This is a genomic window from Tardiphaga sp. 172_B4_N1_3 (assembly GCF_052076035.1).
Classification (GTDB): domain Bacteria; phylum Pseudomonadota; class Alphaproteobacteria; order Rhizobiales; family Xanthobacteraceae; genus Tardiphaga; species Tardiphaga robiniae.
In genome coordinates this window covers 2,932,610-2,951,049 of record NZ_CP197238.1, presented here as the reverse complement: position 1 = coordinate 2,951,049, position 18,440 = coordinate 2,932,610, and the positions used below count along the sequence as shown (strand labels likewise).

At 62.5% G+C, this 18,440-nt stretch carries 14 protein-coding genes; 3 read left to right on the top strand and 11 right to left on the bottom strand.

Annotated features, from left to right (window positions below; genetic code table 11):
- Nucleotides 1–5 precede the first annotated feature (5 nt).
- From AB7783_RS13960 to AB7783_RS13950, 3 genes are all read right to left on the bottom strand, one after another.
- Nucleotides 6–944 (bottom strand): ABC transporter permease, encoded by a 939-nt coding sequence (locus AB7783_RS13960; RefSeq protein WP_441277960.1) that lies wholly within the window; start codon nucleotides 942–944, stop codon nucleotides 6–8.
- A 9-nt stretch (nucleotides 945–953) separates the two neighbouring features.
- Nucleotides 954–1,934, bottom strand: coding sequence for an ABC transporter permease (locus AB7783_RS13955; RefSeq protein ID WP_439083102.1), 981 nt, complete (start codon nucleotides 1,932–1,934; stop codon nucleotides 954–956).
- A 181-nt stretch (nucleotides 1,935–2,115) separates the two neighbouring features.
- Nucleotides 2,116–3,723, bottom strand: coding sequence for an ABC transporter substrate-binding protein (locus AB7783_RS13950; protein WP_441277959.1), 1,608 nt, complete (start codon nucleotides 3,721–3,723; stop codon nucleotides 2,116–2,118).
- Between the two features lie 253 nt (nucleotides 3,724–3,976).
- On the opposite strand from AB7783_RS13950, the gene AB7783_RS13945 reads away from it, so the two are divergent.
- Entirely contained in the window at nucleotides 3,977–5,230 is a 1,254-nt protein-coding gene (locus AB7783_RS13945; RefSeq protein ID WP_120291299.1) for an FAD-dependent oxidoreductase, read from the top strand.
- Nucleotides 5,231–5,346: 116 nt separating this feature from the next.
- Nucleotides 5,347–5,598, top strand: a complete 252-nt coding sequence (locus AB7783_RS13940; protein WP_068735746.1) for a DUF6489 family protein — start codon at nucleotides 5,347–5,349, stop codon at nucleotides 5,596–5,598.
- Nucleotides 5,599–5,606: 8 nt separating this feature from the next.
- Here the strand turns inward: AB7783_RS13940 and AB7783_RS13935 are convergent, their stop codons facing one another.
- The 4 genes from AB7783_RS13935 to AB7783_RS13920 all read right to left on the bottom strand — a co-directional run bounded on the left by AB7783_RS13935 (nucleotide 5,607) and on the right by AB7783_RS13920 (nucleotide 12,640).
- Entirely contained in the window at nucleotides 5,607–6,584 is a 978-nt protein-coding gene (locus tag AB7783_RS13935) for an alpha/beta fold hydrolase (RefSeq protein WP_441277958.1), read from the bottom strand.
- A gap of 166 nt (nucleotides 6,585–6,750) precedes the next feature.
- A complete protein-coding gene (locus tag AB7783_RS13930) occupies nucleotides 6,751–9,984 on the bottom strand; it encodes a bifunctional cytochrome P450/NADPH--P450 reductase (protein WP_441277957.1) in 3,234 nt (1,077 codons plus the stop codon).
- Between the two features lie 109 nt (nucleotides 9,985–10,093).
- Nucleotides 10,094–11,089 carry an alpha/beta fold hydrolase gene (locus AB7783_RS13925; protein WP_441277956.1) on the bottom strand — a complete coding sequence of 332 codons (996 nt, stop codon included), beginning with the start codon at nucleotides 11,087–11,089 and terminating at the stop codon, nucleotides 10,094–10,096.
- Nucleotides 11,090–11,098: 9 nt separating this feature from the next.
- Nucleotides 11,099–12,640, bottom strand: coding sequence for a WS/DGAT/MGAT family O-acyltransferase (locus tag AB7783_RS13920; RefSeq protein ID WP_068735749.1), 1,542 nt, complete (start codon nucleotides 12,638–12,640; stop codon nucleotides 11,099–11,101).
- 491 nt (nucleotides 12,641–13,131) lie between these two features.
- On the opposite strand from AB7783_RS13920, the gene AB7783_RS13915 reads away from it, so the two are divergent.
- On the top strand, nucleotides 13,132–13,620 hold the full coding sequence (locus AB7783_RS13915) for a phasin family protein (RefSeq protein WP_244527903.1): 489 nt from the start codon (nucleotides 13,132–13,134) through the stop codon (nucleotides 13,618–13,620).
- Between the two features lie 99 nt (nucleotides 13,621–13,719).
- On the opposite strand, the gene AB7783_RS13910 is transcribed toward AB7783_RS13915, so the two are convergent.
- The 4 genes from AB7783_RS13910 to AB7783_RS13895 all read right to left on the bottom strand — a co-directional run bounded on the left by AB7783_RS13910 (nucleotide 13,720) and on the right by AB7783_RS13895 (nucleotide 18,409).
- Nucleotides 13,720–14,145, bottom strand: a complete 426-nt coding sequence (locus AB7783_RS13910; RefSeq protein WP_089265122.1) for a DUF4399 domain-containing protein — start codon at nucleotides 14,143–14,145, stop codon at nucleotides 13,720–13,722.
- A 27-nt stretch (nucleotides 14,146–14,172) separates the two neighbouring features.
- Nucleotides 14,173–15,705, bottom strand: a complete 1,533-nt coding sequence (locus tag AB7783_RS13905; RefSeq protein ID WP_441277955.1) for an SUMF1/EgtB/PvdO family nonheme iron enzyme — start codon at nucleotides 15,703–15,705, stop codon at nucleotides 14,173–14,175.
- A 212-nt stretch (nucleotides 15,706–15,917) separates the two neighbouring features.
- Nucleotides 15,918–17,495: a fatty acid--CoA ligase gene (locus AB7783_RS13900; protein WP_441277954.1), complete on the bottom strand. Its 1,578-nt coding sequence runs from the start codon at nucleotides 17,493–17,495 to the stop codon at nucleotides 15,918–15,920.
- Nucleotides 17,496–17,605: 110 nt separating this feature from the next.
- Nucleotides 17,606–18,409, bottom strand: coding sequence for an AraC family transcriptional regulator (locus tag AB7783_RS13895; protein WP_441277953.1), 804 nt, complete (start codon nucleotides 18,407–18,409; stop codon nucleotides 17,606–17,608).
- Nucleotides 18,410–18,440: the final 31 nt, after the last annotated feature.

Here is an 18,440-nt window from a genome sequence, read left to right as displayed (position 1 = left end):
AGGCATCATTGCAGCTTCGGGTTCAGCGCATCGCGCAGCCAGTCGCCGAGCAGGTTGATCGACAGGATCAGCGAGGCCAGCGCGAGGCCGGGAAAGGCGATGACCCACCATTCGCCGGAGAACAGATAGTTGTTGCCGATGCGGATCAGCGTGCCCAGCGACGGCATCGTGTCGGGCATGCCGGAGCCGAGAAACGACAGCGTCGCCTCGGTAATGATGGCGAGCGCGAGATTGATGGTGGCGATCACCAGGATCGGCCCCATCGTGTTGGGCAGCACATGGCGGACCATGATCACCCGCGCGGGCAGGCCGATCAGCTGCGCTGCGGCGACATAGTCCTTGTTCTTCTCCACCATCACCGAGCCGCGCACGGTGCGGGCATATTGCACCCAGAAACTGAGCCCGATGGCCACCACCAGCACGATCAGCGTGGTCGAGGCATCGAGATGATTGCCGAGCGCCGACTTCACCACGCCGTCGATCAAGAGCGCGATCAGGATGGCTGGAAAGGTGAGCTGCACATCGGCGATGCGCATGATCAGGCTGTCCACGGCGCCGCCGACATAGCCAGCGATCAGGCCGAGCCCGATGCCGAGCACCGCCGCAAAACTGACGCCGAGCACGCCGACCACCAGCGAGATCCGCATGCCGTAGAGGATTGCCGAATAGATATCGCGACCCTGTTCGTCGGTGCCGAGCAGGAACGGCCTCTGGCCCTCCGCCGTCCAGAGCGGCGCGATGCGGGAGTTGATCAGTTCGAGCTGCGCCGGATCGAACGGATTCTGCACCACCAGAACAGGCGCAAACAGCGCCATCATCAGCAGCACGAACACGACCGCAGCCGCGACCATTGTGAGCCTGGAGCGGCGGAACGAATAGAAGATGTCGCTGTCGATGGCGCGGGCGAGGAGGGATGGTGTGCGGGGGATGGGCAAGTCGGTCATGTCACACCCTCATGCCGGCCGGTTGATCGTCGCGCGCAGGCGCGGATCGACGATGGTGTAGAGGATGTCCACAATCAGGTTGATGGTGACGAAGATCAGCGACACCACGAGGAGATAGGCGGCCATGATCGGGATATCGACATTCTGCACGGCCTGTACGAACAGAAGCCCCATGCCCGGCCACTGGAACACCGTCTCGGTGATGATCGCAAAGGCGATGACCGAGCCGAATTGCAACCCGGCCACGGTGATGACCGGCACCAGCGTATTCTTCAGCGCATGGCCGAAATGGATCGCGCGCGTCGTCAGCCCGCGGGCCCGCGCGAAGCGGATATAGTCGGTGCGCAGCACCTCCAGCATCTCGGCCCGGACAAGGCGCATGATCAGCGTCATCTGGAACAGGCCGAGCGTCACCGACGGCATGATCAGCGCCTTCAGGCCGGAGAGTGTCAGCAGGCCGGTGGTCCACCAGCCGAATTTCACGACATCGCCGCGCCCGAAGGAGGGCAGCCAGCCGAGTGTCACCGCGAACAGATAGATCAGGAGAATGCCGATCAGGAAGGTCGGCAGCGAGATGCCGATCAGCGACACCGCCTGCAGCACCTTGGCGAAGAACGAATCCTTCCGCAGCGCCGAATAGATGCCCATCAGGATGCCGAACACCATGGCGATCACGGTGGCGCAGGTGGCGAGCTCCAGCGTCGCCGGCATGCGCTCCTTCAGTAGCGCCGAGACCGGCTGACGAAACTGGTAGGAGACGCCGAACTTGAACTGCACGGCATTGATGAAGTAGCGCGCGAATTGCACCGGGACGGGGTCGTCGAGGCCAAGCGACGCGCGCACCTCGGCGCGCTGCGCTGGCGTGGTGTCGATGGCCACCATCTGGTTCACCGGATCGCCGGCAAAGCGGAACATGGTGAAGGCGATGATGCCGACGGCGATCATCACACCAATGGACTGCAATGCGCGGCGCAGGATGAAAGCGAGCATGGGCTATTTCGCTTTCTGTTATTGAAACATCTGGGACCTCATGGTGAGGAGGCGCTTCTTCAGCGCCGTCTCGAACCATGAGATAATGCAGGCCACCATCCTTCGAGACGCGGCGAAGGCGCCGCTCCTCAGGATGAGGACTGAGATCGGGGCGACCTGGCCTTCCACGCGGATGCCAAACCTAGTCCTGCTTCACCGCCCAGTATGGCAGCACCTGATTGTCCGGGCGCTGCACGATCTTCACCTTCTTGGAGACGCCCCAGGCCAGTGCCTGCTGATGCAGCGGGATATAGGCCCAGTCCTTGGCGGCGATCTCATAGGCCTGTTTGATGAGCTGGTCGCGCTTGGCGGTGTCGGTCTCCTGCAGCACCTGATCCGTGAGGGCGTCGAACTGCTTGTTGCAATAGCCGCCGAGATTGGTGGCGCCGCGCGGGCTCGCGGGATCGTCGCGGCAGCCCATGATGTCATGCATCACATTGTGCGAATCCTGCGTGCCCGGTGTCCAGCCGAGCAGATAGAATGAGGTGTTGAAGCCGCCGGTCTTGAACACTTTGGCGAAATACAGCGCCTTGGGCTGCGCGTTCAGGATCACCTTCACCCCGATGCGTGCGAGCATGCCGACCACGGCCTGGCAGATCGCGGCGTCGTTGACATAGCGATCATTCGGGCAATCCATGCCGACTTCGAATCCGTCGGGATAACCGGCATCGGCCAGCAACTTCTTGGCGCCGTCGGCGTCGTATTTCGGCCGCGTGAAGTCGCCGGAGAGCTTGAACAGCGGCGGCGCGATCATCAAGGCGGATGGTGTCGACAGTCCGCGCATGACGCGGCTCTTGATCAGCTCGATGTCGATGGCCTTGTAGAAGGCCTCGCGGACGCGAATGTCCTTGAACGGGTTCTTGCCCTTGATGTTCGAGAACAGCAGCTCGTCGCGGATCTGGTCCATGCCGAGGAAGATGGTGCGCAGCTCCGGCCCGGCCATCACGGCGGCGTTGGCTGAGCCATTGACGCGGGCGATGTCCTGCACCGGCACCGGCTCGATGATGTCGACTTCGCCGGACAGCAGCGCCGCGACGCGGGTGGCGTCGGAGGCGATCGGCGTAAAGATGATCTCCTTGAGATTATGCTCGGGCTTGCCCCACCAGTTCGGGTTGACCTTGAAGACGGTCTTCACGCCCGGCTGATGGCTCTCGATGGTGAAAGGGCCCGTGCCGTTCGCATTCAACGACGCGAAGCTTGGCGACGTCGCCGCGGCAGGCGTCGGCGCGTTGGCATTGTTCGCCTCCGCCCATTTCTTGTCCATGATGTACCAGACGTCCCATTGCGACGTCAGGATAGGATTGGGCTTGGTCAGCACGAAATCGACGGTGTAGTCGTCGATCTTGAGCACCTTGGCGTCGGCCGGAATGACCGTCGTGAAGTCGGAGCCCTTGGCGCGCACGCGGTCGGCGGAGAACACGACATCATCGGCCGTGAAGGGATCGCCATTGTGGAATTTGACACCCTTGCGCAGATGGAAGCGCCAGCGCGTCGGCTCCGGTGTTTCCCAGCTCTCGGCAAGCGCCGGGATGATCTGCAGATCCTTGCCGCGCCCGACAAGGCCTTCATAGACCTGGCCGTGATGGGCGATCGTCGTGGTCTCGCGCAGCGTATAGGGATCGAGCGATTTCAGGTCGCCCTGATTGGCATAGCGCAGCGTTTGTGCGGAGGCGGACAGTACGGAGGCAGAAACTGTGGCAAAGGCGATCAGCGATGCAGCGGCGGCAATGAACGTCTGACGGATCGACATACTGAGCTTCTCCATTGCATTGCCGCGATTGCATCACCGCGCGGCCGCCCGACAGTTGAGCGAGTGTCACATTGTTGGCGGAGATTGCACGCCGCGCAAGCAGCATTTGTCAGCTATGCGCTGCACAATGAGGCGGCTGGCGCAATCCTTGCTAGGATCGGGCATAAGCAATTCCACGCATTGCGTGCGTGCATCATTCGGTCACGACACAGCGCTAATAGGACCGCCAGAACGGCAAGATTTCGGAGCAGGAATGGCGGAACTCAAGGCTGATGTGCTTGTGCTTGGCGCAGGTATGGTCGGTGTGTCGGCGGCGCTGCATCTGCAGGCGCGCGGCCGCAATGTGGTGCTGGTCGACCGGCATGAGAAGGCCGGCGAGGAAACCAGCTATGGCAATGCCGGGCTGATCCAGTGCTGTTCGGTTTTCCCTTATATGCTGCCGCGCGATCTCACCAAGCTCTTTAAATATGCGCTGAACCGCGCGCCCGAGGTGCACTATCATCTCAACGCGCTGCCCGGCATGCTGCCATGGATCGTCAGATATTTCCTGAACTCGTCGCCTGAGGGAGCGCTCCGCAGTGCGATGGCGGCGCTGCCGCTGATCCAGCGTAGCCTGACCGAGCACGAGGCCCTGATCGCGGAGGCCGGCGTGCCGGAGCTTCTGCGCCGGATGGGATGGATCAACGCGTTTCGCTCCGAGGCTACGCTGGCGAAAGGCATCGCAGATCTCGAACGCCATCGCGCCTATGGCGTGCCGGGCGACGTTCTGGACGCCGCCGCCATTGCGGAGCAGGAGCCGAACCTGTCCACCGATTTTGCCGGTGCCATACATTGGACGTCGCCGGGCTTCGTGCCCGATCCGGGCGGCCTCGCAAAAGCCTATGCCGCGCTGTTCATCCGCAAGGGAGGTCGCTTCATCGCCGCCGACGCCCGGACGCTGGAGCAGAGCGACGGCAAATGGCGCGTGGCCGGGCCGAACGGCGCTCTGGTCGCGCGCGATGTCGTGGTCGCGCTCGGGCCATGGTCGGATCAGGTGTTTCGGCCGCTCGGCTACAACATCCCGCTCAAGAGCAAGCGCGGCTATCACATCCATCTGGCGCCATCCGGCAATGCGGTGCTGCGCCATCCGGTTCTCGATGCCGATCGCGGCTATCTGCTGGCGCCGATGAATCGCGGCATCCGGCTGACCACCGGCGCCGAATTCGCGCTCCGCGATGCGCCGCCGACGCCGGCGCAGATCGAACGGGCGCTGCCGATCGCACGGCAGACCTTCCCGCTCGGCAATCCCGTCGAGGCGAAGCCCTGGATGGGCGCGCGGCCATGCCTGCCGGACATGCTGCCGGTGATCGGCAAGGCGCCACGCCACAAGGGCCTGTGGTTCGATTTCGGCCACCAGCATCATGGCTTCACGCTCGGGCCGGTGACCGGCCGTCTGATTGCGGACATGGTGACGGGCGTCACGCCCTTCACCGATCCCAAGGCCTTCGCGGCCGAACGCTTCGGCTGACATCTCGCAACTGCAATGTAAATGTCACATCGCTTGCATCGGGCAGGCGTCAGCGGCGATACTGCCGCTGCACCGCCATGTTCGCGTGAGCGGCCGGTTTGCCTCAGGAGCTGATAATGAAAGTGATCGTCACCGTGGACTGCACGCCGCTCGAGGCGCGCGAATTCCTGGGGCTGCCTGATGTGCAGCCGATGCAGTCGGCGATGATGGATCAGATGCAGAAGAAGATGATGGACAACATCGACAAGTTCTCGCCGGAGTCGATCATGCAGAGCTGGTTCTCGTTCGATCCGAAGATGGGCGAGCGCTTCCAGGAGATGTTCGCCAACATGGCCGGCCTCGGTGTGAAGCCGAAGGACAAGAAGTAGACGCGGGCTCAGCCCGCGCGGCGCGCGTTGACCTGCAGCGGCTGCTGCAGCTTCGCGCCATGCGCATGCCGCGAGATGGCGTCGATCACCAGGGACCACATCGAGATCGGCAGAGCGTGGCCCATCCGGTCGACCATCATCAGCTTTGCGCCGGGAATCGACGCCGCCGTGTCGCGGCCGGCGGCCGGATGCACCAGGGGATCGATCTTGCCGTGGATCACCAGCGTCGGCGCGGTGACCGTTGCGAGCCTCTCTTTACGGCTGCCCGACGCGAGGATGGCGCGGAGTTGCCGGCCGACGCCGGCCGGGCTCAGGCCGCGGGCATAGGTCCGCTCGGCGCGGTCGAGATCCCTGGCTTCGTCGTCGGGGAAGCTGCCAACGCGCAGGAACAGCCAGGTCTGCTTGAAGCGTTCGAGGAACGCATCATAGCCGGTCGGCTGTGGCTTCAGCAGCAACAGTGACACCGCGCGGCTCGGCTGCGGCAGGCGCGGATTGCCGGTGGTCGACATGATCGAGGTCAGCGAGCGCAGGCGCTCCGGATAAGTGATCGCCATCTCCTGCGCGATCATGCCGCCCATCGATGCGCCGACCACATGCGCGGAGCGGATGCGCAGCACGTCGAGCAGGGCCACGACGTCGGTCGCCATGTCGCTCAGCTTGTAGGGGGCGGAGACGGGCGTACCGAGAAAACGCAGCTTGGCCAGTTCGTACAGAGTGAACGGCTTGCCGCCGGCCATCTTGGAGGACAGGCCGATGTCGCGGTTGTCGAAGCGGATCACCCGAAAGCCATTGCTGGCCAATTCGCGGCAGAAGTCGTCGTCCCAGTGAATCATCTGGGCGCCGAGGCCCATGATCATCACCATCGGTTCCGCGTCCGAATAGCCGAAGATGTCGTAACAGATATCGATCCCGTTCGCGCGCGCCAGCTGTGGCGGCTCGTACGGGACATCAGTCGGTTCGGGGGATCGGGCGGAACGTGGGCTCATGTCAAACATATGACACGGAAAGTCCCTGCGAAAAAGTGACAACCGCGTCATGCGCCAAACAAATCGTCGCAGCGATTAATGAGAGATTGCGCGTATGGCAATTATGACAGCGCGCGCGGGCTTTTGTGACACCGATTGTGACAATGGAACTGGTATCAGCCTCTCGCTAACTCCCGGCCCAGACGTCGAGCACGTAGCGATTGCGTGTGCCGAGATCGTCGATCCAGGTCAGCGCCGCAGCGTCATCGCCGCCGCTGCGTTCGCGCTGGATTGCCATCAGCGCCGCTTTCACGTCCGGCTCCATCTTGCCGCCGTCGCCGCAGACATAAGTAATGGCGCCTTGCTTAATCAGATCCCAGACGCGGTTCTTCTGCTGGGTGATGAGGTGCTGCACATAGGTCTTCGGTACATCACCGCGCGAGAAGGCGGTGTGTAGTTCACAGATACCATCGGCGGCGAAACCCTTCAGCTCCTCGGCATAGAGAAAGTCCTGATCGGGATGGCGGCAGCCGAAGAACAGCAGCGCGGGACCGAGCACGGCGCCTTGCGCCTTGCGTGCGGCGCGTTCCTGCAGGAAGCCGCGGAACGGCGCGAGACCTGTTCCCGGTCCGATCATGATCAGCGGCACAAGGGGATCGGCGGGCAGGCGGAAACCGGCCTTGGTCTCGCGCACGATGGCATGCACGGTATCGCCGGCGCGGCGGCCGCTGAGATAGTTGGAGCAGACGCCCTTATAGATGCCGCGGCCGGAATGCGCGGGGCCTTGAACGACGGCTGTGGTGACGCTGCAGCGTGACGTCTCGCCTTGCGGTGACGACGAGATCGAGTAATAGCGTGGCGCCAACAGTGACAGCATTTCCAGATAGGTGTGGAACGGCAATTCGCAGGCCGGATGTTCTTCGAGGAGGTCGAACACCGATTTGCGTTTGGCGAGGATGTCACTGCGATAGCGCTCGCTTGCCGCGGGATCGTCGCCGACATAACCGAGCAGTTTCGGCTTGGTCATCGGGCATCGGGTGTTCTCTGCCATGATCTGGATCTGCTTGCGGGTGGCGACCTGTTGCAGCTCGACGAACTCCGTCAGCAGTCGGCCAACCGAGACCACGTCGCCGACCGGCAGTTGCGCGCGGCGGCCTTCCGCGACCTGCAGCCGGATCTGGTCATCCGGCAGGAAGCCGAAGCGGCGCGCGACGGCGTCGACCAACGCGGGATCGTTGCGCGGCACCACGCTGAGATGATCGCCGACCCGGTAGCAGGTCCCCGCGGGTAATTCGATCTCGATATGACGTGTCGAGCGATCCGACGCGCCGTTCTGCAATTCCCTGTTGCCCAGCACCTTCATCGGGACCACGCCGCCGAGGGCGACGACGGTGTTCACCGCGCTCGGCGCGACAGGTTCGATCTGATAGAGCGGCGCATCGTCGGCGCTGCGCTCGAAGCCGGTGTCGAGGCCGAATTCCTTCACCGCGAGCGGACGCAGTTTCGCGAACCAGTCCTCGAACTGGCCGTCGAGATCGTCGCGCGCATCGCCTTCACCGCGCACATAGGCGTTGGTCGCGCCATGTTCGCGCAGCTTGTCGTCGATATATCTAGGGATTGATTGATAGGTCGCGAGCCAGTCACTGTTGCCGCAGCCGAACACGGCATAGCGCACCTTGGCAAAGGCGCCCTTGGGCAGGTCGGTGCCGAGCCAGTTGACGAATTGCGTCGCATTGTCCGGTGCCGCGCCGTTGTAGGACGCGCAGAAGATCAGCACGCCGCCATCGGTCGGCAGCTTGCCGACGAAATCGTCGAGCGGCGCCAGCTTGGTGGTGAAGCCGTTGACTTCGGCGAGATCGGCGACGCGTGTCGCCAGTTCCTCGGCGGTGCCGAGATTGGAGCCATAGAGCACCAGCAGCGGTGTGTTGTGGCTGGGCCGCGCACGGCCCGTGGCCACGGGCGCGAGCGGTGCAGCAGCCGAGGTGGCCGCGCTTGTGCGGCCCGCATAGGCGCCGCGCTCGTGATCGTGGCGCGGGCGCACTTTGATCTTGAAACCGTCGGGCTTGATGGTCAGCGTTTCCTTCAGCACCATCTGGTAGCGTTTGTGGTCGGTCATCTTGAAGCGCTGCAGGATCATGCCGAGCGCTAGCGCCGCTTCATGCATGGCGAAGCCGCGGCCGATACAGGCGCGCTGGCCATTGCCGAACGGCTTCCAGGCGTTGATCGGCCGTGCGGCCTCGGCTTCCTTCGAGAAATTTTCGGGATCGAAGGCGTCGGGATTGGGTCCCCAGACCGAGGGATCGCGATGCAGCGCCAGCACCAGGATGGTAACGAAAGTGCCCTTGCGCAGCTTGTACTTGCCGCCGCCGATGGTTTCGTCCTGCACCGGCGCGATGCCATAGGCCGGCGCCGGCGGCCACAGCCGCAGCGACTCCTTCAGGATCTGCGTGACGTAATGCAGCTGCGTGACCTGCTGATAGGTCGGCTTGGCATTCACATCGGGGCCGAAGACACGGTCGACTTCCTCATAGGCCTTCTTCAGCACCTCCGGATGTTTCAGCATCGCGTAGATCGCGCATGACAGCAGACCCGACGTGGTCTCGTGGCCGGCGATCAGGAAGGTGTTGATCTGGTAGCGAATGTTGACATCGTCGAGCTGTTCGCCAGTCGCGCGGTCGACGCCGGTCATCATGGCGCCGAGCATGTCCTGCTTGGCCTCGGTCGCCTCGGCATTCTTGCGGCGCTCGGCGATGATCTCGTCGACCATGGAGTTCATGAAAGCGACGTCGCCGGCGAGATCGCGGCGGCGCTTCTGCATCCACAGACTTTCCAGCGGCAGGCCGCGGGTCATCATGATGGTCTCGAGCGAGCGCACCAGCGATTCCACGAACGGGTGATAGTCGCTGCGGTAGAACGAGTTGAAGCGATAGTCGAAACCGCACAGGCCGATGGTATCCAGCGTCAGCGCCGTCATGTCATGGACGACGTCGATTTCCTCGTCGGTGTTGAGACGTTCCCATTTCTTCACCAGCTGCTCGGCGATATCCACCATGCTCGGGTGATAGGATTGCATCGCGCGGTTGCCGAACGGCTGCAGCAGGATGTTGTGGGCCTTGGTCCAGTTCGGCTCCTTGGTATCCGCCGTAAACAGTCCGTCGCCGCCGACCGCGCGGACCCGGCGCAGCGCGCCGCGCACCGCCTTGTCGAAGCGCTTCTCGTCGCTGAGCTCGTCCACGAGATCGTGGCCGCCGACGATCACGATGGGCGATCCCATCATGTCCAGCCAGAAGATCGGCCCGAGCTCCTTGGCTAGCCGCGCCAGATCCTGCACCGGCGCATTGGCGTCCAGCGACAGCATGTTGCCCACCACCGGCTTCTTGGGCGGATGCGGGATCGGGGCGAGTTTGTTGGTGGAGGACATTCTCAAGCGTTTCCTGTTGCGTAGGATGGGTAGAGCGTCTTCGCGAAACCCATCAAAATCCTGCACCCGGCCGTGATGGGTTTCGCAAGAGCTCTACCCATCCTACGGATCATCCAAACCGTCTTCGCCGCCAGTCGATCAGCACCTGGCTGACCTCGTCGGGCTTTTCCTGCTGGGTCCAGTGACCGCTGTCTTTCACCAGATATTTCTCCAGATCTGGAATGATGTTTTCCATGCCATCCGCGGAGGAGGGCGGCAGCACCGCGTCGTTCTCCGCCATGATCATCAGCGAGGGCACGCGCACGGTGTGATCGAGCCCTTCGGCGCGCGCCCAGTTGGCGCTCATATTGCGATACCAGTTGATGCCGCCGGTGAAGCCGGATTCCTTGAAGGCATCGACGAAGATCTTCTTTTCCTCGTCGGAGAGAATCTTCTGGCGCGGGTCCTTCCCGGGATCGTAAGCAGCGACCATCTGCGGAAATGCCAGATTGGTCTTCGACGACGCGCCGATGCCGCCGACCGGCGCTTCGCCAACGTTGGCGTGCTTGCGTGGCATCGGCTTGCGCATGAAGAAGTCGAACGCCTTGTCGACATTCTCGCCGAAGACGCGATCCGGCTCGCGCGCGGGATCCTGGAACTGGACGATATACATCGTCTCGCCGAAGCGCTTCTTGTAGATCTGCAGGGGATCGACCGGTGCGCGATCGGTGTGCGGCGTATTCACGCCGACCACGCCGGCGACGCGATCGCGATGCCGCAGCGGCATCTGCCAGACGATGAAGCCGCCCCAGTCGTGGCCGACGAAGATCGCCTTGTCGATCTTGAGATGATCGAGCAATGCGACGAGATCGCCGGTGAGATGTTCGATACTGTAGTCCTCGACCGCATCAGGCCGCGACGTCGCGCCGTAGCCGCGCTGATCCGGTGCGATGACGCGGATGCCGGCGGCGGCCAGTGCCTTGATCTGGTGCCGCCAGGAGAATGCCATTTCCGGCCAGCCATGGCACAGCACCACAGGCGGTGTGTCGCTCATGGGGCCGGCGTCGTAATATCCCATGCGAATGCCGTTCAGCTTGGCGAACTGCAACGGGGGCATTTCAATCATGGTTATTCCCTAGCTGGCGGTCTTGAGAACGTCGGGCGGCGCAAACGCCGCCTGCAGCAGCGCGAATTCGTCCGGCATCATGTCGGCGAGCACCTGCACATGCGGGATGATGTTGGCGCCGGCGATGAAGCCGAAATCGAGCTGGTCGCGATAACTCTGCACGGTGATATTCAGCGCCAGCCCATGGGTGGCGATGGATACCGGGAAGATGTGCAACAGCTCGGCGCCGGCCGCGTAGAGCGTTTGCCGCGGCCCGGGCACATTGGAGACCGTGATGTTGGCCGCCGGCGGCAACACGTCGGAGAGGTTGGTCCGGCTGTAAAGCAGCGCCAGGATCTGCACCATGATCGGTGCGCCCAGCATGGAGATGTTGGAGACCTGCGGCATCAATGCGCGCAGCGGATGCGACATCTCCTTGGACTTCGTCGATTGCGCGATGATCGCTTCCAGCCGCTCCTTCGGATCCTCGATATTGCTGGCGATCGAGCAGATCATGCCAAACACCTGATTGTTGGAATCGGTGTTGCCTTCCTCACGCAGCGAGATCGGCACTGCGGCAGTCAGCGACTTGGCGGGTAGGGCGCCTTTTTCCTTGAGGTAGCGCCGGACCACGCCTGATGAGAGCGCCAGCACAACGTCGTTGAGCTTGCCGCCAGCCTGCTTCGCCACGGCCTTGGCCGCCGATAGCGGCACCGACACGCCGGCAAAGCTGCGCTCCGAGGAGATGGTTTTGTTGAGCAGCGTCGGCGGCGACAGCATGCTGTTGAGACTGTCGCGCGATTTCGGATCGGCGATTTTGGCCATCACGTCGGACGCGCTCTTCACCATGGTCGGGATCGAGCCGGCGAATTTCACCGCACTCTCGATCTGGAACATGGCGTTGTCGAACAGGATCGAGCCGATATCGCTCTTTCCGGAGCGGGGCAGTTCGATGCCTTTTCCGGAATTCTCCAGCGGCTGACGCCAGAGCTGCTGGTAGGAGTCAATGAAGCTCGCTGCGATATCGCGCGGCTCCTGACGCTGCTTGGCGCGCACTTCCGGCTTTTCGATTTCGCGCGGGATCGGTGTCACGTCATAGATCATGCTGGTGAGGGCCGCGCCGGCGCCGCCGTCGATGCAGGCATGGTGCATCTTCGAATACAGGCCGATCTCGTTGTCCTTCATGCCCTCGAAAACATAGAACTCCCACAGCGGCCGGGCGCGGTTCAGCAGCTTGGCATGCATCCAGCCGACGATGCGCTCCAGCGTGGGACGGTCATGGGGCGCGGGCAGGCTGCCGCGAAAAATATGACGGTCGATGTCGAACTGGTCGTCCTCGACCCAGGAGGGGTGATCGATATCCAGCGGGGCCTTTTCCAGCCGGGCCTTGAGGATCGGCGCTACATGGAGGCGCGAGGCGATCATCGCCTTGAAGTCCTCGAAGAAGTCGCCCTTGTAATCCTCGGGCAGGCGAAAGATCGCCATGCTGCCGACATGCATCGGCATCTCCGGCGTTTCCAGATACAGAAACGACGCGTCCATTGAGGACAGCTTCCTGCTGGCTTCCGCCATGATACGTCCCTCCCTCGCATGGTCACCGACGCCTTTGCGGCGCTCTACCGATGAGTGTGCCTGCGCGCGGGGCGAATATGCAATGGCAAAGGCGAGGCCGGAGACCGGCCAGGCCCACGACTTAAGGCTGGGGTCGTCGAGGCGTTGGGAGGTCGGTTTGCCGACTTAAAGGGCAGGTGCCATTTGCCTTGCCCAGTTGGATATCCGAAGAATCCGCGGCTCGAAATGCTAAATTATAAAGCTAAATCAACACGTCGGTTACTCTCCTGTTTCAGATCTCTGGCGGTAGCCCGTTAATGCATCAGGCGCCGCCTGATTACCGGGCATATCACGGGTTTGTGATGTTGCGATGCACCATCGATGTTGCAGTGCATTATTTACTATGTCATAGAAGTTGCACCCCGGGCCCACAACGGCGGGACGGGGTGAGCCGAGCCTGAGTGCAAGCATGAGCTTTGCAGAGGCGGCCCAACCCGAGGATGGAGACGAACATGACGATCGAAACCGAAACCAATTCCGTGCTGAACAACGTCAAGCAGGCTTTCGCGCCCGTCACCGAGGCGTTCACCAAGCTGCAGAACATGGAAGTGCCCGAAGCGACCCGTGACTTCGTCAAGCGCGCTGCCGGCACTGCCAAGGACAAGGCCGCCGACTTCCAGGCCAATTCCGAGAAGGTGACCTCGGCCATCGAAACCGCTGTGTCGAACTCGGTCTCTGAGGCGACCAAGATCAGCCGCAACGTTCAGGACGCGTTCTATGCCGACGTCCAGTCGTTCTTCGCTGGTATCGACAAGCTCGCTTCGGCGAAATCGCTGACCGAAGCCTTCCAGGTGCAGACCGATCTCGTGCGTGCCCATGGCGAAGTTTTGAGCTCGCGCGCCAAGGCGTCGACCGAATATCTCGGCAAGCTCGTGTCGGAAGGCGCCAAGAGCGCGCAGGACAACTTCTCGAAGGCGACGTCGTTCGCCAAGACCGCCTGATCCACACGCGATCAAGCGACATGAATTCGAAAGGCCCGCGCAAGCGGGCCTTTTTTGTTCTGGCAGAGCAGGCCGCACGTCCCGGCGTCGGAAGCACGCTCACTTGATTGTCACGGTGATCTTGTTCGAGACGATGGGCGGGTTGAAGGGATAGTGAGCGCCGTCTCCCAGCACGAGCTGGAGCGTATGTTTGCCGGGGGGCAATTCGATGCGTGCTTCGGTCTGGCCGGCTCCGAAATGGAGATGCGACTTGTCCTGCGGGATCGGCTCCTTCGGATCGAGCGGGTCATTCACATCGATCAGCAAATGATGATGGCCGCTGTTCTGGAAATTATCGCCTGCATGAGTGACGCCCATGTTGCGCAAACCGAAACGACACCAGAACCCACCCTTGATCACCGCTTTGTCCTGTGGCCACACGAAATAGAGGACCGCATCCTTCGGTGCGGACTTTCCTTGCGCATGGACTGCAAGGGGCGCCGTTGACAGCATGGCGGACAACACGATGAGCCCGGTGATCCTCATGACGCAGCCTTTCCTTCGGGGGCGGTCTCAGGACGAAATGGCAATCCGGAAGCCGTGGGTCGGATATCGCACATTGGTGTCGTAGCCATCGCGGCTTGCGGGTCGGACGTAACGCGCATCGTTTTTCCAGGAGCCCGATCGAATGACGTGTGAGACGCAGTCGTTCTCGACCCATGGCGCGCCATTCTGCGGGGCACCCTGATAGTTCTTATGCCAGCAATCCTCTGTCCATTGATTGACGCCGCCACCCATATCGTAGAGCCCGAATGGATTTGGCTTCAGGCTGCCGAGCTTGAGCGGCTGTTCGGCGGCGGCGTCCGTGCAGTTCTTGCAATTGGCCATGCCGGGCTGGAGCTGATCGCCCCACCAGTATTTCATTTGCGTGCCGCCACGCGCGGCATACTCCCATTCAGCCTCGCTCGGGAGCCGGAAGGCTTTTTGCGTTTCCTTCGCGAGCCATGCGACAAACTGCTTGGCATCGGTCCAGCTCACATCCGTGACCGGAATGTCGTCCCGCCCTGTCACTAGAAACGCGCATGCATTCGCAGCAGCGCACGCGTTCCATTCCCGAACCGAGACCGGATACTTGCTGATCGCGAAAGGCTTGATCGTGACCTGGTGGACCGGCTTTTCCGATATGTCGTCATTGCTGCCCATGGCGAAGGTCCCGCCAGGGAGCGGGACCATGACGGGCTCTATGACCGGCTTTGGTGGTGCTGGCGGCGGGGGCGGGGCAGGCGTTACCGCCGGCGCAGGTTCAGGCCGGGCTTGTTTGGCGACGGGCGCGGGCGCTGATCGGGTGCTTGCATTTCCTGTCTCTTGCGGAGGCGCCGCGGGAGCTGACGCCTGATTGCCGATTTCACCGCGCGGGTAAGCCCTCATGTACCAGACGCCGGCGCCTGCGAGAGCCAGCAGGATGGCGCAAAACGAAATGATCAGAACATGTTCACGCCGCTTCCGCGCCTTGTTGAATGCCGCGGGATCAGGAAGCACCCGGTAAACGCGCACAGGATCGGTAATGTTCTTGATCTTGCGGTCTCCAAGCGACTCGTAGCCGCAGACGAGCTTGTGCTTGATCTGCTCGTAGATGCCACCCGAGATGTACACTTGGCCGGGGTCGGCGATCCCCTCGAGGCGCGCGGCGATATTGACGCCATCGCCGAAGACATCATTGGGCTCGATGATCACGTCTCCCAGATTGACGCCAATGCGATATTCGATCCAGGAACTCTTTGGCAGCGCAGCGTTGCGCCCGATCATGCTTTGCTGGATGACGATGCCGCACCGAACGGCTTCGACCGGACTATCGAATATCGCAATGAACCCATCGCCAGTCCTTTTGACGAGCTTGCCGTCGTGCTCGGTAATGCTCGGCTCGATGAGGTCACGCTCGATGCGCTTGACGCGCGCATGCGTTTCTTCCTCGTCGAGTTCCATGAGGCGGCTATATCCGCAGATGTCCCCCACAACGATCGCCGCAAGGCGACGCGGCGTTCCGACGCGCGGGGTGGCGGGGTCCTTACCCCTGCCTGAACTGATGTCACGAATCTCGCCGCGCATGACTTCGCGCCTCTACAACGGACACACGAGGTTCACTAGCCGTTCGGCCGACCGTCATGACGCTACGCTCAACGTCTCCGTCAGACAATTAGCTGAAAGCGCTATCGGATGATCCCGGAGGTGCCGCGCGGTAGCGAGATGACGAAGTTCCTCACATTCGCTGTATCGATATACCCGGCGCCGATAGAATAAGGCGGCAGCTATACAAGTTCTCAGTTCACCTGCCGCTCTTTCCCGACCCAATAAGGATCGCGCAACTGTCGTCGCAGGATCTTGCCCGACGCATTCCGCGGCAGCGCTGCAATGAAGTCGATGGTCTTCGGCGCCTTGAATCCCGCGATGCGCTCGCGCGTGAACTTCATCAGGTCGGTTGCGCCGAGCTCCTTGCCGGGCTTCAGCACCACCACGGCCTTCACCGCTTCGCCCCATGTATCGTCGGGAATACCGATGACGGCGACCTCCGCCACATCCGGATGATCGCAGATCGCGCTCTCCACTTCGGCGGGATAGATGTTCTCGCCGCCGGAGATGATCATGTCCTTGATGCGGTCGTGGATGTAGAGGAAGCCGTCTTTGTCGAGATAGCCGGCGTCGCCGGTGCGCAGCCAGTTGTCGCGGCCGAGCGTGCGCGCGGTGGCGTCCGGCAGATTCCAGTAGCCCACCATATTGGACGCCGAGCGCGTCGCGATCTCGCCGACCTCGCCCACATCAAGCGGCTTGCCGTTCACATCGAGAATGGCGATCTCGATCCCCGGTAGCGCCTTGCCGGCGGAACGCATGCAGTCGCGGCCCTCGACGTGATCTTCCGGGGCCAGCACCACGATGGTACCGGTGGTCTCGGTCATCCCGTACATCTGCACGAAGCCGCAGCCGAATACGCTGATGCATTCCTTGAGCAGGGCGGCGGGGATCGGCGATGCGCCATACATGATGTAGCGCAACTTGCTGAAATCCATCTCCCGCGCACGCGGCTGCCGCACGATGAACTGCATCGCTGCCGGCACCAGGAACAGTTTGCTGATGCCGTAGTCCCGGAAGAAATCGAGCACCTTGTTGGGATCGAACTCCCTGGCGATCACGCTCTTGGCGCCGTGATAGAGGCCGAACACCGCCCAGCCGACGCCGCCGATATGAAATACCGGCATCGCCACCAGCGAGACGTCGTCGGCGGTCCAGACGTTCCAGTCGGGGTTCTCGTCGGTGCCGCCGATGCGCAGCAGTGAGAGGAAATTCTGATGCGACAGCATCGCGCCTTTTGGTTTTCCTGTGGTGCCCGACGTGTAGAGCTGGATCGCGACATCGTCCTTGGCCATTGTGAGGTTAGGATCGCGCTCGCTCTGCGCGTCGCGCCAGGCCGTAAAGTCCTGCCACTCGGTTGCGCCGCCTTCCATGGTCATGACGATACGCACGCCCGGCATTTGTGGCTTGAGGCTGCGCACGAGATCGACGAATTCGGGACCGACGAACAGGACGCTTGCCTTGGCGTCGTCGACAATGAAGGCGATCTCCGGTCCGGCGAGCCGCCAGTTCACCGGCGCCGTCACCACCTTGGCCTTCACGGTGCCGGCAAGAAGCTCGATGAAGAGGTCGCTGTTCTTGCCGAGATAGGCGATGCTCTCGTTCGGCTTGACGCCGAGCGCGATCAGCCCGTTGGCGACGCGGTTGGCATTGCGGTCGAGTGATCTGTAGCTGGTCTCGCGGCCCTCGAACACCAGCGCAATTGAATCGCCGCGCGTTTGTGCTTGCACGCGAATGACATCGGCCAGCGTGGCCGCTTCCGCAACGGACATGTGTCTCCCTCCCTCCGATTATTTTTAGTTGCGGAGAGTGTGAGGGTGTCCGGGAGGGCTGACAAGATGAGAAAGGTGCTGCGGTGCGGTGAGATATGCGCGGACTTCACTCACCCGGCGTCGCGCGTCCTGCGCTGTTTTGCAAAATAGCGCGCGGGCGGCTCGCCAAACGCCCGTCGAAACATCGCGATGAAGTTGCTGGACGTGGCATAGCCGAGCGCTTCGGCGACATCCGCGACGGGTTCATTGGTGGCCAGCCGTTCCAACGCCAGCGTGAGACGCGCCTGCTGCCGCCACTGCGTGAAGCCCATGCCGGTCTCCGTCATGAAGATGCGACGTGCCGTTCGTTCCGACAGGCCAGCCCATTCGCCAAGCTCATGCAGCGTGCGCGCGTCATGCGGCCGCCGGATCAGCGCATTGGCGATACGCAAAGCGCGGATATCCGTCGGCATCGGCAGATGCAGCGGCTCCTGCGGCGCACCGCGGATTTCGTCGAGCAGCACGGCCACGACGCGCGTCTGCGCCGGCGTGAGCCGATCCGCATTCGTCCAACCCGCAGCGCGCCTGACGAGCGCGCGCAGCAGATCGCTGACACCCATGACGCAGGGCTGCGACGGCAATGTCCGGCTCGCGGCCGGCGTCAGGAGCACGCCCCATCCGCTCAGTACACCGCTCAGGGTCACCTTGTGATGGAGCCCGGGCGGCAGCCAGCCGATGCGCTGCGGCGGCAGTAGCCACGAGCCCTGTTTCGTGTGCAGGCGGATCAATCCGCTTTCGATACAGAACAACTGGCCGCGGCGGTGATGATGCCAGTCGAGTTCGCGGGTGCCGAGCCGAAATGCATCACCGGGCTCATCGCTGCCCCAGATAGCGATTGCGGATGGTCCGTCGAGGCGCTCGGTGAGCGAGGTCATGACACCATGCCTTTTCAGAACCGCTCCAGCA

Bases quoted from the DNA above. Each gene is read 5' to 3' on its own strand.
- AB7783_RS13960 (WP_441277960.1), bottom strand. From the start codon at position 944: ATGACCGACTTGCCCATCCCCCGCACACCATCCCTCCTCGCCCGCGCC.
- AB7783_RS13955 (WP_439083102.1), bottom strand. From the start codon at position 1,934: ATGCTCGCTTTCATCCTGCGCCGCGCATTGCAGTCCATTGGTGTGATG.
- AB7783_RS13950 (WP_441277959.1), bottom strand. From the start codon at position 3,723: ATGTCGATCCGTCAGACGTTCATTGCCGCCGCTGCATCGCTGATCGCC.
- AB7783_RS13945 (WP_120291299.1), top strand. From the start codon at position 3,977: ATGGCGGAACTCAAGGCTGATGTGCTTGTGCTTGGCGCAGGTATGGTC.
- AB7783_RS13940 (WP_068735746.1), top strand. From the start codon at position 5,347: ATGAAAGTGATCGTCACCGTGGACTGCACGCCGCTCGAGGCGCGCGAA.
- AB7783_RS13935 (WP_441277958.1), bottom strand. From the start codon at position 6,584: ATGAGCCCACGTTCCGCCCGATCCCCCGAACCGACTGATGTCCCGTAC.
- AB7783_RS13930 (WP_441277957.1), bottom strand. From the start codon at position 9,984: ATGTCCTCCACCAACAAACTCGCCCCGATCCCGCATCCGCCCAAGAAG.
- AB7783_RS13925 (WP_441277956.1), bottom strand. From the start codon at position 11,089: ATGATTGAAATGCCCCCGTTGCAGTTCGCCAAGCTGAACGGCATTCGC.
- AB7783_RS13920 (WP_068735749.1), bottom strand. From the start codon at position 12,640: ATGGCGGAAGCCAGCAGGAAGCTGTCCTCAATGGACGCGTCGTTTCTG.
- AB7783_RS13915 (WP_244527903.1), top strand. From the start codon at position 13,132: ATGACGATCGAAACCGAAACCAATTCCGTGCTGAACAACGTCAAGCAG.
- AB7783_RS13910 (WP_089265122.1), bottom strand. From the start codon at position 14,145: ATGAGGATCACCGGGCTCATCGTGTTGTCCGCCATGCTGTCAACGGCG.
- AB7783_RS13905 (WP_441277955.1), bottom strand. From the start codon at position 15,705: ATGCGCGGCGAGATTCGTGACATCAGTTCAGGCAGGGGTAAGGACCCC.
- AB7783_RS13900 (WP_441277954.1), bottom strand. From the start codon at position 17,495: ATGTCCGTTGCGGAAGCGGCCACGCTGGCCGATGTCATTCGCGTGCAA.
- AB7783_RS13895 (WP_441277953.1), bottom strand. From the start codon at position 18,409: ATGACCTCGCTCACCGAGCGCCTCGACGGACCATCCGCAATCGCTATC.